This window comes from Gracilibacillus salitolerans, assembly GCF_009650095.1.
GTDB lineage: Bacteria > Bacillota > Bacilli > Bacillales > Amphibacillaceae > Gracilibacillus > Gracilibacillus salitolerans.
The window spans coordinates 3,564,477-3,579,028 of record NZ_CP045915.1 but is presented as its reverse complement, the minus strand read 5'-3'; the positions used below and the strand labels follow the sequence as shown (position 1 = coordinate 3,579,028).

The 14,552-nt window shown below is 38.3% G+C and carries 13 protein-coding genes and 1 pseudogene; 8 read left to right on the top strand and 6 right to left on the bottom strand.

Annotation, left to right across the window (positions count from 1 at the left end):
- Positions 1-26 precede the first annotated feature (26 nt).
- From GI584_RS17130 to addA, 5 genes and pseudogenes are all read left to right on the top strand, one after another.
- Positions 27-647 carry an HAD-IA family hydrolase gene (locus tag GI584_RS17130; RefSeq protein ID WP_153791976.1) on the top strand — a complete coding sequence of 207 codons (621 nt, stop codon included), beginning with the start codon at positions 27-29 and terminating at the stop codon, positions 645-647.
- A gap of 114 nt (positions 648-761) precedes the next feature.
- Positions 762-1,028 carry a hypothetical protein gene (locus GI584_RS17125; RefSeq protein WP_100359574.1) on the top strand — a complete coding sequence of 89 codons (267 nt, stop codon included), beginning with the start codon at positions 762-764 and terminating at the stop codon, positions 1,026-1,028.
- A 101-nt stretch (positions 1,029-1,129) separates the two neighbouring features.
- A pseudogene (locus GI584_RS24305) lies at positions 1,130-1,309 on the top strand (hypothetical protein); the annotation flags it as partial.
- Positions 1,310-1,418: 109 nt separating this feature from the next.
- Entirely contained in the window at positions 1,419-4,892 is a 3,474-nt protein-coding gene (addB, locus tag GI584_RS17120) for a helicase-exonuclease AddAB subunit AddB (RefSeq protein ID WP_325063408.1), read from the top strand.
- Positions 4,892-8,596 carry a helicase-exonuclease AddAB subunit AddA gene (gene addA, locus GI584_RS17115; protein ID WP_153791974.1) on the top strand — a complete coding sequence of 1,235 codons (3,705 nt, stop codon included), beginning with the start codon at positions 4,892-4,894 and terminating at the stop codon, positions 8,594-8,596. Before addB ends, addA begins: the two co-directional genes overlap by 1 nt.
- A 20-nt stretch (positions 8,597-8,616) precedes the next feature.
- On the opposite strand, the gene GI584_RS17110 is transcribed toward addA, so the two are convergent.
- From GI584_RS17110 to GI584_RS17085, 6 genes are read right to left on the bottom strand one after another with little or no spacing between them, the layout of a single operon-like run.
- Complete coding sequence (locus GI584_RS17110) at positions 8,617-8,835, bottom strand: spore germination protein (RefSeq protein WP_100359577.1); 219 nt, start codon at positions 8,833-8,835, stop codon at positions 8,617-8,619.
- 55 nt (positions 8,836-8,890) lie between these two features.
- Positions 8,891-9,280 (bottom strand): spore germination protein GerPE, encoded by a 390-nt coding sequence (locus GI584_RS17105; RefSeq protein WP_157801841.1) that lies wholly within the window; start codon positions 9,278-9,280, stop codon positions 8,891-8,893.
- On the bottom strand, positions 9,261-9,467 hold the full coding sequence (locus GI584_RS17100; RefSeq protein ID WP_100359579.1) for a spore gernimation protein GerPD: 207 nt from the start codon (positions 9,465-9,467) through the stop codon (positions 9,261-9,263). Before GI584_RS17100 ends, GI584_RS17105 begins: the two co-directional genes overlap by 20 nt.
- Positions 9,468-9,473: 6 nt before the next feature.
- Positions 9,474-10,013, bottom strand: a complete 540-nt coding sequence (gerPC, locus tag GI584_RS17095) for a spore germination protein GerPC (protein WP_153791973.1) — start codon at positions 10,011-10,013, stop codon at positions 9,474-9,476.
- Positions 10,014-10,038: 25 nt separating this feature from the next.
- Entirely contained in the window at positions 10,039-10,242 is a 204-nt protein-coding gene (locus GI584_RS17090; RefSeq protein WP_153791972.1) for a spore germination protein GerPB, read from the bottom strand.
- A gap of 11 nt (positions 10,243-10,253) precedes the next feature.
- The gene (locus GI584_RS17085) at positions 10,254-10,472 is read right to left on the bottom strand and encodes a spore germination protein (RefSeq protein ID WP_153791971.1); all 219 of its coding nucleotides are present in this window, start codon (positions 10,470-10,472) and stop codon (positions 10,254-10,256) included.
- Positions 10,473-10,746: 274 nt separating this feature from the next.
- Between GI584_RS17085 and GI584_RS17080 the strand changes: the two genes are divergently transcribed.
- The 3 genes from GI584_RS17080 (at position 10,747) to asnB (ending at position 14,515) form a co-directional block, all read left to right on the top strand.
- Positions 10,747-11,961: a DUF418 domain-containing protein gene (locus GI584_RS17080; RefSeq protein WP_153791970.1), complete on the top strand. Its 1,215-nt coding sequence runs from the start codon at positions 10,747-10,749 to the stop codon at positions 11,959-11,961.
- Between the two features lie 125 nt (positions 11,962-12,086).
- Entirely contained in the window at positions 12,087-12,467 is a 381-nt protein-coding gene (locus GI584_RS17075) for a YisL family protein (RefSeq protein WP_153791969.1), read from the top strand.
- A 200-nt stretch (positions 12,468-12,667) separates the two neighbouring features.
- Complete coding sequence (asnB, locus tag GI584_RS17070) at positions 12,668-14,515, top strand: asparagine synthase (glutamine-hydrolyzing) (protein ID WP_153791968.1); 1,848 nt, start codon at positions 12,668-12,670, stop codon at positions 14,513-14,515.
- Positions 14,516-14,552 lie beyond the last annotated feature (37 nt).

The following is a 14,552-nucleotide window of genomic DNA, read 5'->3' as shown; positions in this document are numbered from 1 at the left end:
TTTTTTTTAGAAGTGGAGTGCATTTGATGGTAAAATACGTTATTTTTGATTTTGATGGGACACTGGCAGATTCCCGAAGAGCACTTTTGAAAAGTTGGAATACGCTAGCGAAGCAGTATTATTTTAAGGAAATAAAATTGAGTGAAATGGAAAACATGAAGAAATTGTCTATCAAAGAAAAAAGTAGATATTTACAATTTCCGATGTTTAAAATGCCAATCGTGATGCCTAAGTTTTATCAATTATATCGAGAATCCATAAATGAAGTGAAGCTATATGATGGTATTTCTGAAATGTTAGCTAAACTAGAGAGAAAAGGCTATAAGACTATCATTATATCATCTAATTCAAAAGAAAATATTATGACTTTTCTAAAAAGTAACAAGTTAACGAGTATAACAAATGTTATCTGTTCAAGCAGTATATTTGGAAAAGATAAGTTAATTCACAGATTTCTAAGAGGAAATAAATTGGAATCATCAGAAGTAATTTATGTAGGAGACGAAAAAAGAGACATCCTAGCTTGCAAAAAAACCGGCGTTAAAATAATCTGGGTTAGTTGGGGGTATGACTCTTTTGAAGTGGTGAAAAAAATGAAACCTGATTTTCGAGTAAATACACCAGCTGAAATATTGAAAGTGATTTAAAAGGAAAAGCGGTTATGGTTCAATATATAATACTCCTTTGTTGAATCACTCATTATAAATCGATGTTGATTCTAGGATGTGATAAAATAAACACAAAAGAAAGGAGGAAATAAATTGAGTGAAATTCAATCTGTGAAAGAATTAATGAAGTGTATTTCCGATATGGATAGTGAAAACTCTGTATTACAGTTTACAATCCCTGGTAAAGGAAAGTTCACACTAGTTTTGCAAGAGGAAGAGAGGTCAATCAAGTCAGAGGCGGATGAAAATCCTGAACTTGAACAAATGTTGAAGGAGAGTAAGCAACAGTACAAAGATGGAAGAGGAATGACAACTAAAGAATTATTAAAATCTTTCTCAAAAGAGGACTTTAAGAAATGAATAAGCGAAATATTGTGTGGACCCCTGCAGTGAAAGAGAAACTAATGTGTTTTAAAAGTAATAAGTTTACCCCTGAATAAACCCACGACTACCTATCTCAACTTATCCTTGAAACCGAAGCATTACTAGCAAATAACATTATAAAGAAACCATACGAAGAAGAGTTTGGTAAATATAAAGGTGTTTCCAGAGTAGTTATAAAAAAATTCAGGATACATTATCAAGTAATCAACAATGATGTCGTTATTCTAGCGATTCTATTTCCCGGAGAAAATAAGTAAGTAGCCTATTATCAATCAAACCAAACACCATTTTCCTTCACAACAGAACATTCGTTTGCTACAATCTATGGTAAAATAGACGTGAAGATAGGGAAAGTAGGTGTTTTCTTTGTTGCGATTTTTAATTGGAAGTGCAACGGTGAATAAAAGCGAGCAGTGCTTGCAAGAAATAAGACAAGAACTCAGGCAAAATCCTCAAGGGCCTCCGATTATATATTTAGTTCCAGACCAAATGACCTTCCAACAGGAATATGCGTTATTAAATGCCCCTGATATAAATGGTTCGATTCGTGGACAAGTCTATAGTTTTTCCCGGTTAGCGTGGCGCGTTATGCAGCTGACTGGCGGAGCAACAAAGAAATACATTACATCAACAGGGATGCAAATGATGCTTCGCAAAATTGTCGAGGAGAGAACGGATGAATGGAAAGTATTCCAGAAGGCAATCGAAAAGCAAGGCTTTATCGAACAACTGGAGGATATGATCACAGAATTTAAACGCTATTGTGTCACACCGGAATTGATCAGTGAACAGCTTGAAGAAATGAATCGATTCCAGCACAAAACAATAGGCGAACAAGCGTTACAAAATAAATTAGATGATTTAGTCTATATTTATCAACAGCTGACAAGCGCCTTCAAAGGTCACTATATGGATAGTGAGGATCAATTACAGCAGTTAGTAGAAAAGCTAGAAATGACTAACTTTTTAGAAGACACAACGGTTTACATAGATGGCTTTCACCAATTTACACCACAAGAATTATTAGTCATCGGTGCCATGCTGAAAAAAGCAAAACATGTAACTGTTACATTAACGGTTGATGATGTAAATGATCCTGAGGTTGTACCGTTAGACCTGTTCTATCAAACAAAGGAAACCTATCAGCAATTAAAGCAATTAGCAGAAGAGAATATGATTCAGACTGAAGTCACTCCATTAACAGCGAACGAGAATACAATAGCACCATTTGTTCATTTAGATCAGTATTTTGACAGTCGCCCAGTTCAAAGCTATCCGGAACAAGCACCGATTCGTATTGCAGAAGCGGTGCATCCACGTGCTGAGGTTGAAGGAACAGCACAAGAAATTATTCGTTTAGTAAGAGATAAAGGGTATCGATATCGAGATCTTGCCATTCTGATTCGCGAACCGGATGTCTATCACGATTTGATTACAACTGTTTTTGATGATTATCAGATTCCAACTTTTGTTGATGAAAAAAGGACGATGCTCAACCACCCATTGATTGAAACGATCCGGTCCCTGCTCGATGTCATTGAAGGCAACTGGCGTTATGATGCAGTCTTTCGCTTATTAAAGGCTGGATTTATTCCGAAAGGGGAAGGCAAGCATCGGTTAGATCAAGAGGCAATTGATGAGCTAGAGAATTATGTGTTGGAGTATGGCGTACGAGGCAGAAGCAGGTGGTTAAGTGGCAAACCATGGATCTTCCAACGCTTTAAAGGCTTTGATCAATCAGCACAAACAGACCGTGAACGAGCAACACAAGAACGAATTAATGCTTATCGAGAAAAAGTAACAGTAGCACTTGCGGATATTGATCAGCTGCTACGGGAATTACCAACGATTAAAGAAAAAGCAATTGCCCTATTTGAATGGCTGGAAACAATTGGAGCACCTGGACGATTGGAGAATATGCGTGATCAATATGATGAAGAAGGACGAGTCGAAAAAGGACGTGAGCAAGACCAGGTGTGGGATGCGGTCATTCAATTGTTAGAAGAGATTACTGAAGTCGCTGGTGAAGAAACGATGAACCTGCAGACATTCCGTAACGTGTTAGAGTCTGGCTTTGATTCACTAAGATTTTCACATGTGCCTCCAAGTATTGATCATGTTGTCGTTGGCTCGATCGACCGTTCACGGATGCAAGGCATTAAGGTTGCCTTTTTGTTAGGGGTAAATGAAGGAACATGGCCAATGAAGCCTGGCGGAGACGGCTTGATATCTGAGGAAGAACGTACCTTGCTGCAAACGCATGGCTTGCAATTAGCAGAGGGAAGTAAACGTCAATTATTGGATGATTGGTTTTATGTGTATTTAGCGTTTACGCTACCGTCTGATCATTTATGGGTGAGCTATCCGATTAGTAATGAAGAAGGAAAACAAAAAGTCGCTTCCCCTCTAATAAAAAGGATGGAAGAAATCTTCCCAGTGCAGGAAGAGCGTTTGTTTTTACAAGATCCGGAAGAAATGACAGAGGCGAGCCGTTTTGTAACGACACCGAATAAGACAAGAGGTGCATTAACGGCACAATTAGCAAGGAAGCTAAGAGGCTATCCGATTGATAATATTTGGGATTATGTATTAAACTGGTATATTGAAAAATCCGATCATCAACCAATCCATCAACGTGTATTGAAGAGTCTTTTTTATCAAAATAAGCCGACAGATTTAGCAGATGATACAGTCGGTGAGTTGTATCAGAAAGAAATCAATGCAAGTGTGTCAAGGCTGGAAATGTATCATCGCTGCTCGTATCAGCATTTTGCCAAATACAGTTTAGGCCTGCAGGAACGACCGACTTATAAGCTTGATGCACCAGATATCGGCCAACTGTTCCATGAGGCATTAAAACAAATTACCGAATGGGTTCAAAAGGAAGGGCGCGGGTTTTCTGATATTTATGATCAAGAAGCGAAGAAGTATGCCCATCGTGCGGTAGGAGAATTAGCGCCGGTATTACAGCATCAGATTTTGCATAGTTCGAATCGTTATCAATACATTCAACGTAAATTGGAACATGTCATAGCTAGAGCGACGTATGTTTTAAGTGAACAGGCACGAAAAACACACTTTGCGCCAGTCGGATTAGAAGTTGGGTTTGGCTATCCGGATCAATTAGAGCCATTAAAAGTCGATTTGCCAAATGATTATACATTAATGTTACGAGGCCGGATTGACCGTGTCGATCAGGCAATCGAGAACGAGCAATTATATTTACGGATCATTGATTATAAATCCAGTTCAAAAGGATTGAACTTAACAGAGGTTTATTATGGACTGGCCCTGCAAATGTTGGCTTATTTAGATGTAGTCTTACAAAATGCGGAAAGCTGGTTAGGACATGAGGCATCACCAGCTGGTGTACTTTATTTCCATGTCCACAATCCAATGGTCTCAGCCAGTGATTTTCTAACAGAAGATAAAATTGAACAGGAGATATTTAAAAAGTTCAAAATGAAAGGACTACTTGTTGATCAGGAAGATGTCGTCCGGATGATGGATACCTCGCTGGAATCAGGAAGAAGTAACGTCATTCCTGCAGGATTCAGTAAAAATGGCTCTTTCTATAAAGGCTCCAATGTTGCCGAACGGGAGATTTTTGACCAGTTGCAAGGATATATCCATCAATTAATGGAAAACGCAGGATTAGCCATAACAGAAGGGAAAGTAGATCTCAATCCCTTTCAGCAACAACAGTCAACTGCTTGTACATTCTGTGAATTCCGATCGGTTTGTCAATTTGATCCAACACTGGCGGAAAATAATTATCGCCGACTGAACGAGATGAAAGATGAAGAAGTAATCGAAGCAATCAAGCGGGGTGAAGGATAATGCCGCAATGGACAAAAGAACAGGAAGAAGCGATCTATCAATCAGGTCAAAATATACTAGTAGCAGCAGCGGCAGGATCGGGTAAAACAGCTGTCCTTGTCGAACGAATCATTCAAAAATTATTAAATAAAGAACAGCCAATCGATATTGACAGTTTGCTTGTTGTAACCTTTACCAATGCAGCGGCACAGGAAATGCGAAATCGGGTTGGAGCAGCAATTGAATCGGCACTGGAGGATAATCCAACCTCTAATCATCTGAAAAAGCAATTGTCATTATTACAAAATGCATCGATTTCCACTCTCCATGCATTTTGTATGGAATTAGTACGCAAATACGCTTATCAAATCGATATTGATCCGAATTTCCGGATCGCAGACAACATTGAAGCGGATTTAATTCGTCAAGATGTCTTAGAGCAATTGTTTGAAGTATGGTATGGAGATGAGGACGAAACAGAGCAGGAAGCTTTTTTCGCTGTTGTAGACCGTTTCAGTAATGACCGGAATGATTTAGAAGTGGAATCCCTAATTTTAAAAATGTATGAATTCGCCATCCAGCACCCGAATCCTGATTATTGGCTCGACCAGATGGCAACGATCTATCAAGTAGATTCACAAATGCCAGAGGATGAGATTCCATGGCTGCAGTTATTGAAGCAGGAGGTAATCGACCAACTGGAAGTGATGGAAGCATTAGCGGAACAAGCACTTGATGTTACTCGGGAAAGTGATGGGCCTTATCATTATGCAGAAGCGATCGACATTGACAAGGAAATGATCCAGCAGGCAAAAGGTGCCATTCAAATGTCCTGGGAAGAAGCACGTACCGTTTTAGCGGGAGGGAATTTTAAAGCATTATCTCGCAAAAAAGTGGAATGTGCAGAGGACAAAAAAGATAAAGTCAAAGCATTACGCGATCAAATCAAGAAAAGATGGGGAAGTATTGCCAAGGATTGGTTCACGAGAAGCCTGGCCGATCACCTCAGTGATATGCAGGAACTTCATCCAACCATTGTGCAATTAACTAAAATGATTAAGCAGTTTAAAGCTGCTTATATGGAAGCAAAGAAAGAAAAAGGCCTTGTTGATTTTGCTGACTTAGAGCATTTCACTTTAGATATTTTGTTAGATAATAAAGAAAGTGGAACGCCATCGTCCGTCGCATTAGACCTGCAGCGAAAGTTCACAGAGGTGATGGTCGATGAGTACCAGGATACCAATATTGTACAGGAAACGATTTTATCACTGGTGTCGAATCAGGAAGATAGCGGCAATATGTTTATGGTTGGGGATGTGAAGCAAAGTATTTATCGTTTCCGTCATGCCGAACCAACCCTTTTCATTGAGAAATATAAGCGATTTGCTTTAACAGATGATCCTGGTTATCGAATTGATCTGGCCCGAAATTTCCGTAGTCGTGAACAAGTGCTAACGGCAGCGAACTATATTTTCAGACAGTTATTTGACCAAAAAGTCGGAGATATTGACTATGACGAGGATGCAGAACTAATTTATGGAAATAAAGATTATGACAATGTTCCTTTCCCAGACATTGATACCGAACTACTTATCATAGATCAGGAAACAAATGAAAATGATCAACCAGATGAAGAGATTGAGAACGAGGAAGATTTGGAAAAAGCTCAGCTGGAAGCCCGAGCCTATGCAACAAAAATCAGGCAATGGATTGGTGTTAATGGTGATGAGCCAACCGAAATTATGGACAAAAGTACAGGTCAGCCACGAAAAGTGGAATACCGTGATATTGTTATTTTATTACGGTCGATGACATGGGCACCAACGATTATGGAGGAGTTTAAGAAGCAGGGGATACCAGTTTATGCAGAGCTTTCAACAGGTTATCTGGCAGCAATCGAAATCCAAGTCATGATCAGCTTACTGAAGGTGATCGATAATCCAAGACAAGATATTCCGCTTGCCTCTGTATTAAAATCCCCAATTGTCGGGTTAGACGAAGATCAACTTGCGAAAATTCGTCTTGCTAAAAAAGGAGCAACCTATTACGAAGCCTTAAAAGAATATGTTAAAACAACCGATAATGAGACCATTGAGCACTTTATGAAACAACTGAAACAATGGCGGAGAGAAGCTAGACAAGGTTCGTTATCTCATTTGATCTGGGATATTTACCAAGAAACAGGCTATTATGACTTTGTTGGTGGGATCCCTGGTGGTCGACAACGACAAGCGAATTTACGGGCATTATATGATCGTGCGAAAAGCTATGAGTCTACTTCTTTCCGAGGGCTATTCCGTTTCTTGCGTTTTATTGAGCGTATGGAAGAGAAAGGCGATGACTTAGGCGCGGCGAAAGCATTAGGAGAACAGGAAGATGTTGTCCGGATTATGACGATCCATAAGAGTAAAGGACTGGAATTCCCACTAGTGATTGTCGGTGCGATGAATAAACAATTTAACCAACAAGATTTACGTGCAAAGTATTTGTTGCACAAAGAATTAGGCTTTGCTACCAAATATATTGATCCCGTCAAACGTATCATGTACCCGACCCTAATTTATCACGGTATAAAGAAAGAAATGCAACGGGAAATGCTGGCGGAAGAGATGCGAGTCCTTTATGTTGCGTTAACGAGAGCGAAAGAAAAAGTTGTTTTAATCGGTACAGTAGGATCTTTAGAAAAGAAGAAAAAGAAATGGGCAAGTATTATCACCCATCAAGATTGGGTACTTCCTTCTTATTATCGATTAGAATCATTATCTTATTTAGACTGGGTCGGTGCCAGTTTAGTTCGTCATCATAAAGGTGAGATTTTAAGAGCGGAAGATCAGCCGTTAACGATCCCAGATGAAATAGCAGAAGATGTTTCCGTCTGGAAGGTGGATCGCGTCCATCAAAGCGAATATCAAACGATTGATGAAAGTAATCGCGAACAGATAGAGGCATTAGATACAGCTATTCATCAGTGGGAAGGTTTAGAGCTGGAGGATAAAGGCTTAAAAGAAAAAGTAGCCAATCAATTAGAATATCAATATCCATACCAAGATTCGATTTTTTTTCGAGCAAAACAAACGGTAACCGAAATGAAACGGCAGCATGAAGTGAAAGACAGCTATAGTGATCAGCAAATCATTGAACCATTCCGTGCTCCGATTCGCAAAAGACCTCGTTTTATGCAAACAGAGCAAAAGCTGACACGTGCAGAGATTGGTACGGCGATGCATACCGTCATGCAGCATTTACCGTTGACAAGTAATTGGGATGAAGTAGCGTTATTAGAATTTATCGCCAAGTTAGAAGCAGAGGAAATGATCACAGCAGGTGAGGCAAATGTGATTGATATACAAGCGATAATAGCATTTTTTGAAACAGATTTTGGCAAGCGATTAGTTGAAGCAGAACAAGTGGAACGAGAAGTGCCATTTAGTTTAACCTTGCCAGCACAAGATGTTTATCCAAAGTGGCAGGAAGAGCAGCAGGAACGTATCTTCTTGCAAGGTGTGATTGACTGTGTCATCCAAACAGACGAAGGTTTGGTGCTATTGGACTATAAAACGGATCAAATCCAAGAAGAAGTAAGCACAGAAGCAGAGGAGAAGTTAAAAAACCGATATCAAATCCAAATTAATCTCTATGCTAAAGCATTGGAACAAATTTGGAAGCAACCGGTCATTGAAAAGTATTTATATTTCTTTGATAAAAGTTTACTTGTAGAGGTATAGCATAAGGAGAATCATTCTCCTTATGCATTCCCACCTACTATTTGATCAACGGCGTCAGGATCAACAGCATTGGTAATATTAAAGCCAGTATTGGTGTTTAAGAAATCTCCGGTATTATTGGCACCAGCACCAGAAGCAGATTTTTCAGCACTTTTTGGTGCTAAATAAAAGCTGTCACCAAAATTGATTACGCCACCGCCTACACTATTAATTTTGATTGGACCTACAATCGAAGGCAAAACTATCACAACCTTTCTGTTTAGCGCTATTTAACTTAATTTCAATAAGTTGCAGCTATCTATTGCGCCTCTCTTCATCTTCAGCTTTTAAAATCCGAATATGTTTTTGACGAGCAAGTGAATCAATTTTTTTATTGCTCCCTAATTGGACAATGGCGGATGAAGAAATCCCAGTTATATCAATAGTAGTAACAGAAATATTTTTATGATGATGGCAATGTTCACCTACTACTACCTCTGGATCAGGTATGGTTTGCAGTGTTGTACGGAAAATTGGATATTGGTCTAATTCAAATCCTTTGTCAGAGGAGACACCACCTTCTTTTTGTACTGCAAGAATGTCGGCATGGGGTTCTATCTCTTTTGCGTCGCCAATTTGAAATAAGGAACTACGGGATACACTATTTATTCTTATTTGCTTAACTTTAGTCGTTCGTGGCATCATGATCAATAAGCTCATCTTCTCTTTCGTTAGTATCAGCACCTACAATAAAAGATTCAGGTGGTGTATCAAATAGTGAAGATAGTTGTATTTCATGGCTGTCTCCAACGATAAAAAGAGAGGAACCTGACACACCGATAATTGATATATTTCCAACTCCTACATTCCAATTATTCACTTTATAATGCATGATGTTTTACTCCTTTTGCTTGTGTTCGAACCATTTTCTAAGACCTATTTGAAATTCTTGTTTTACATTAGACAGAATATGTTGATTCATTTGTTCAGGAGGGACATTGGCTTGTTGATAATGAGCAATCCTACTGGCAATCTGCTGTTTAATATCGTCTAATAATCTTTGCCGATAACCCGAATCTAAAGGGCAATGATATTGCTGTTCCAATGATTGTAAATATCCAGGTAATTCTTGGTCAACATACTGTTCTAATGCTTGGTGTACAGGTGGTAATGGTCCGCCGTTATGATTAGGTATAGAAAATTCATCCATAGATTGTAAATCTTCAGGGGTTACCCCGATATGAAGTGTTCCGTCCAAGCGTTCAATTTTTAATTGATCAAAATGGTATTCTAACTTTTCAATCGTTGTATTTTTATTAGGAGAATTTTGTTGTTCTAATTGTTGGATACGATTCTCTAAGGAGTTGATGTGATTATATAATTGCTGGACTTGCTGTTGTAATTGGGTAATATAATATACCATCATCTGATAATCCATCAGAAATCACTCCTTACGAGAATGTTTAAAACGGTGATAAAGGAACTAATGGTTCTGTAACTCCTTCAGGAACTGCTTCTTCAGCGGGTTCTTCATATCCACCTGTATTGTATAATTGAGAAACTGCTTGCATTTTTCCAGTACTCCCAATTTGTAAAACAGACGAATTAGTAATATTTCCGACTTTTAAAAAATGAATATAGATCGATTGATTCACTGTTAGACTCACATCATCACCTACTATATACCAGTTAAATTTTGATCAAACTCATCATTGTCGACCATTGTTGTTTGTGCATTTTCCAGGTGTACACGTATGCCATCTCCGCTATTAAAGGAACCACCACCAGCGAAGGTTTTGGCTTGAGTATATGGCTGTACTTTGTAAATATCACCAATATTGAAAATGCTGGAAGAACCAATGTTGATAACTTTTACAGCACCAACAATTGCGGGCATAGACATCATCCTAACGTTGATACATCATTCCATAATTATTTTATGAATTCTTCAGCAATATGTGAAAATAGTGTACCGGTTTTCCTAATAATGCTAGTTAATATCTGCTAAATAAGATATAGTGAGACTATGATTATTTTGGGTTTTAACCCCCACTGCACAATAGCGAAACTTATCAGGGTGTTAGTAGCGTCTGTACTTGAAGTGGGGACTTACAGGCGATTAGCACCGTGATAAAATGAATGCAGATAAAGATTAGGGAGAGTGAAAAACTGTGAATAATGCTTCACCATTAGCAGATTCAAAAAGATTACCATGGATTGATACCGCAAGAGGATTTGCGATCTTTGGCATTTTTATGGTGAATTTACTGTCATTTCATGGGCCGTATTTTATGTACGGTAATGGTAACAACTTTTGGGGGATAGGTGAACCAGGGTTTTGGCAAGCGATCATTGATATATTTTTCCAAGCTAGTTTTTATTCACTATTTGCTTTTTTATTTGGATTTGGGATGCAAATTATTTATGAAAACTTACTTGCTAAAAATGTGGATGCACCTCGAAAATGGTTGGTGCGACGATTATTAGTCTTACTGGGATTTGGTCTAATTCATGCTTTTTTTATTTGGTATGGTGATATTCTTATTACATATGCGGTTATTGGATTTTTGTTACTATTATTTTTAAATCGAAAAAATGTCACATTAGTTGTGTGGAGTATATGTATTTTATTGGTTCCGACTCTTTTGTATTCGAGCTTGCTATTTTTAGCTAGTTCATTTGGAGATATTAGCAATTTGGCGAATAGGGCCGCTATTGAAAATGCGAATCAGCATTATGGGGCAGGTAGCTGGGGTGATATCCTATCCCAGAATGCCAATGACTGGTTATACAGTAATCAGGTGATTAACTTCATCTTTACAACTTTTAATATATTGCCGATATTTTTAATTGGTTTACTTTTTGCCCGAAATAAATGGTTGCATGATTTACAAGCATATAGAAAAACATTGCAAAAATGGTGGATTGGCTCGCTTATTCTATTTGTATTATTTAAAGCAGGTCCGTATACGTTTGGTAATCCATTATGGTTTTCGTTGTTACAAGATACAATCGGAGGGTTTGCGTCTGCGATTTTTTATGCGATAACTGTAGCCTTTCTTTATGATAAACTTAAAAAAATCTTCAGGCTTATTGGGTATGTCGGTAAAATGGCACTATCTAATTATATTCTGCAATCGATTATCGGTGTGACGCTATTCTATTCCATCGGATTTGGACTATATGGTAAGCTGACCCCTTTACAAACAATAGCAGTCGGACTTATCGTATATCCAGTACAAATTATTCTCAGTTATTGGTGGCTGAAAAAATATAAACGTGGACCTTTAGAATGGTTATGGAGAAGTTTAATTTATAAAAAGAAGTTGCCAAACAAACGAATCCCTAAAGATGAAGGTGTTTCTGAACAAACAAGCAACATCTAACAAAAAACTTAATAAGTTGGATGACAAATTTATAACAATCTAGTGAAGTGACAGATGAACAATGAAATCTATCACCATCCATGATATGATTAATGTATTGAAAACAATTTGGGGGTGTACAAAAGATGACGCATTTACACATTACAGCATGGGTAGTGGGATTAATTCTATTATTTGTATCCTATGCCATGTACAAAAACGAAAGTAAAGCAGGAAAAATTGTACATATGATTTTAAGATTAGACTACTTATTGATTATTATCACTGGTTTCCTATTATTTATTAACAATATCGCTGTATATACAAATTCAGCCGGCATACTAGGTGAAGTAATAGTCAAAATGATTGCTGGAATTTGGGTAATCGGTGCACTGGAAATGCTATTAATCAAGACAAGTAAATCTAAACCTGCAAAAAGTGCTTGGATACAACTAATCATCGCCTTTTTAATCGTACTAATTCTAGGTTTTGGCAGACTTCCGTTTGGAGTTCAATTTATGGGGTAAATTCGGTCACGGAGAAAAATCCGTGATCTTTTTTTATGGACAGAAACGTTATTTTTTAGAATAACCTCCATTTATCGATTTTTGCGAAGCTATTTATAGTTTTTCTATATAGTTAAAATCGTAAGTCATGTTCATTTTCTCACTAATGCTGCATACATTAATAAGAGTTACTATGATAGGGAAAGGTGTGTCAATACAGTATGTGTGGGATTACAGGTTGGATCGACTTCACCAAAAATATTGAGAACGAACGGGAACAAGTACAGCGTATGGCAAGCAAGATCAGCCATAGAGGACCAGATGAAACCGACTTTTATTTTGAGACACACGTCGGCTTCGGTCATCAGCGATTAATTGTTGTTGATCCAGCCGGTGGTAAGCAACCAATGTGCCATACCAAAGACCAGCATCCATACGTATTAGTGTATAATGGTGAGCTTTATAATACAGAGGATATTCGCAGTGAACTGTTGAAACAAGGATGGCAATTCAATTCTCACTCCGATACAGAAGTCCTGTTGAAGAGCTATATCGAATGGGGAGAGGCACACGTCGAGAAGTTAAACGGTATTTTTGCATATGCTATCTGGGATCAAACAAAGCAGCAATTATTTCTCGCTCGCGATCGTCTTGGGGTGAAACCTTTATTTTACAAGGAACATCAAAATGGACTATTGTTCGGCTCTGAGATAAAAGCGCTTCTCGCTCATGATGAAGTAGATCCTGTTATTAAAGAAGAAGGATTATCCGAGATTTTTGCACTTGGTCCTTCACGTACTCCAGGGCATGGTGTGTTTGATAAAATGAAGGAATTACGTGCAGCACATGTTGGCATATTCAACCGCGATGGATGGAAAACCAGACGTTATTGGAATGTGGAAAGTAAACCACACGAAGATTCTGTAGAAGAAACAGCTGCAAAAGTTCGTAGCTTATTAGTGAATGCAGTAGAGAGACAACTTGTATCCGATGTTCCGCTTGGCACCTTCTTATCAGGTGGAGTCGATTCCAGTGCAATCACAGCAATAGCAGCACAATATCTCGAAAAAAATCAAAAAGATGCTCTTCAAACCTTTTCCATTGATTATGAGGATAACGACAAATATTTTAAGAAAAGCAGTTTCCAGCCCAATCAGGACAAAACCTATATCGAAAAAATGGTACAGTCATTGGGAACCGAGCACCATAACTTTGTGATAGACAATGTTACATTGGTTGATTTATTAAAAGATGCAGTACGATACAGAGATCTCCCGGGGATGGCTGATGTTGATTCTTCGTTATTATGGTTTTGTGAGCAAACCAAAAAAGAAGTGACTGTTGCACTATCTGGTGAATGTGCGGATGAAATATTTGGTGGCTATCCTTGGTTTTATCGGGAGGATGATCTTAATCGCGAAGGTTTTCCATGGATTCGTTCTTCAGAAGTCAGACAAAATCTATTGCGAGCAGATGTGAGTCAACAATTAAATCTGTCAGCATATACGAAGAAAAGATATGAAAATACCGTAAAAGAAGCTCCATTATTAGATGGAGAAGGGGAAGAGGCAACAGCAAGAAGACAGATGTTTTATTTGAATATGCAGTGGTTTATGCCTACGTTGTTAGACCGCAAAGACCGCATGAGTATGGGTGCAAGCTTTGAAGCACGTGTGCCGTTCAGTGATCACCACCTTGTTGAATATGTATGGAATATTCCCTGGGAAATAAAAACACACGGTAATCAGGAAAAAGGAATTCTAAGAAAAGCGTTAGAAGGAATTTTGCCTGATGAAATTCTTTACCGCAAGAAAAGTCCCTATCCAAAAACACACCACCCGGCTTATACAAATGCAGTCACCAATTGGATGAACGAGATTATCAATGACAAGAATGCACGCATATTTGAGATATTAGATCGCTCCAAAGTAAAAGGATTGGTCGACCAGAAAGCAGCAAACATTAGTGCACCGTGGTTTGGTCAATTAATGACAGGACCACAATTGCTGGCACATATCGCACAAATAGAATACTGGCTGCAGGAAAACAATGTTATGATTGATGTATGATGCGATAATGTCGAAAATGGATGAAAGTAGTGACGGT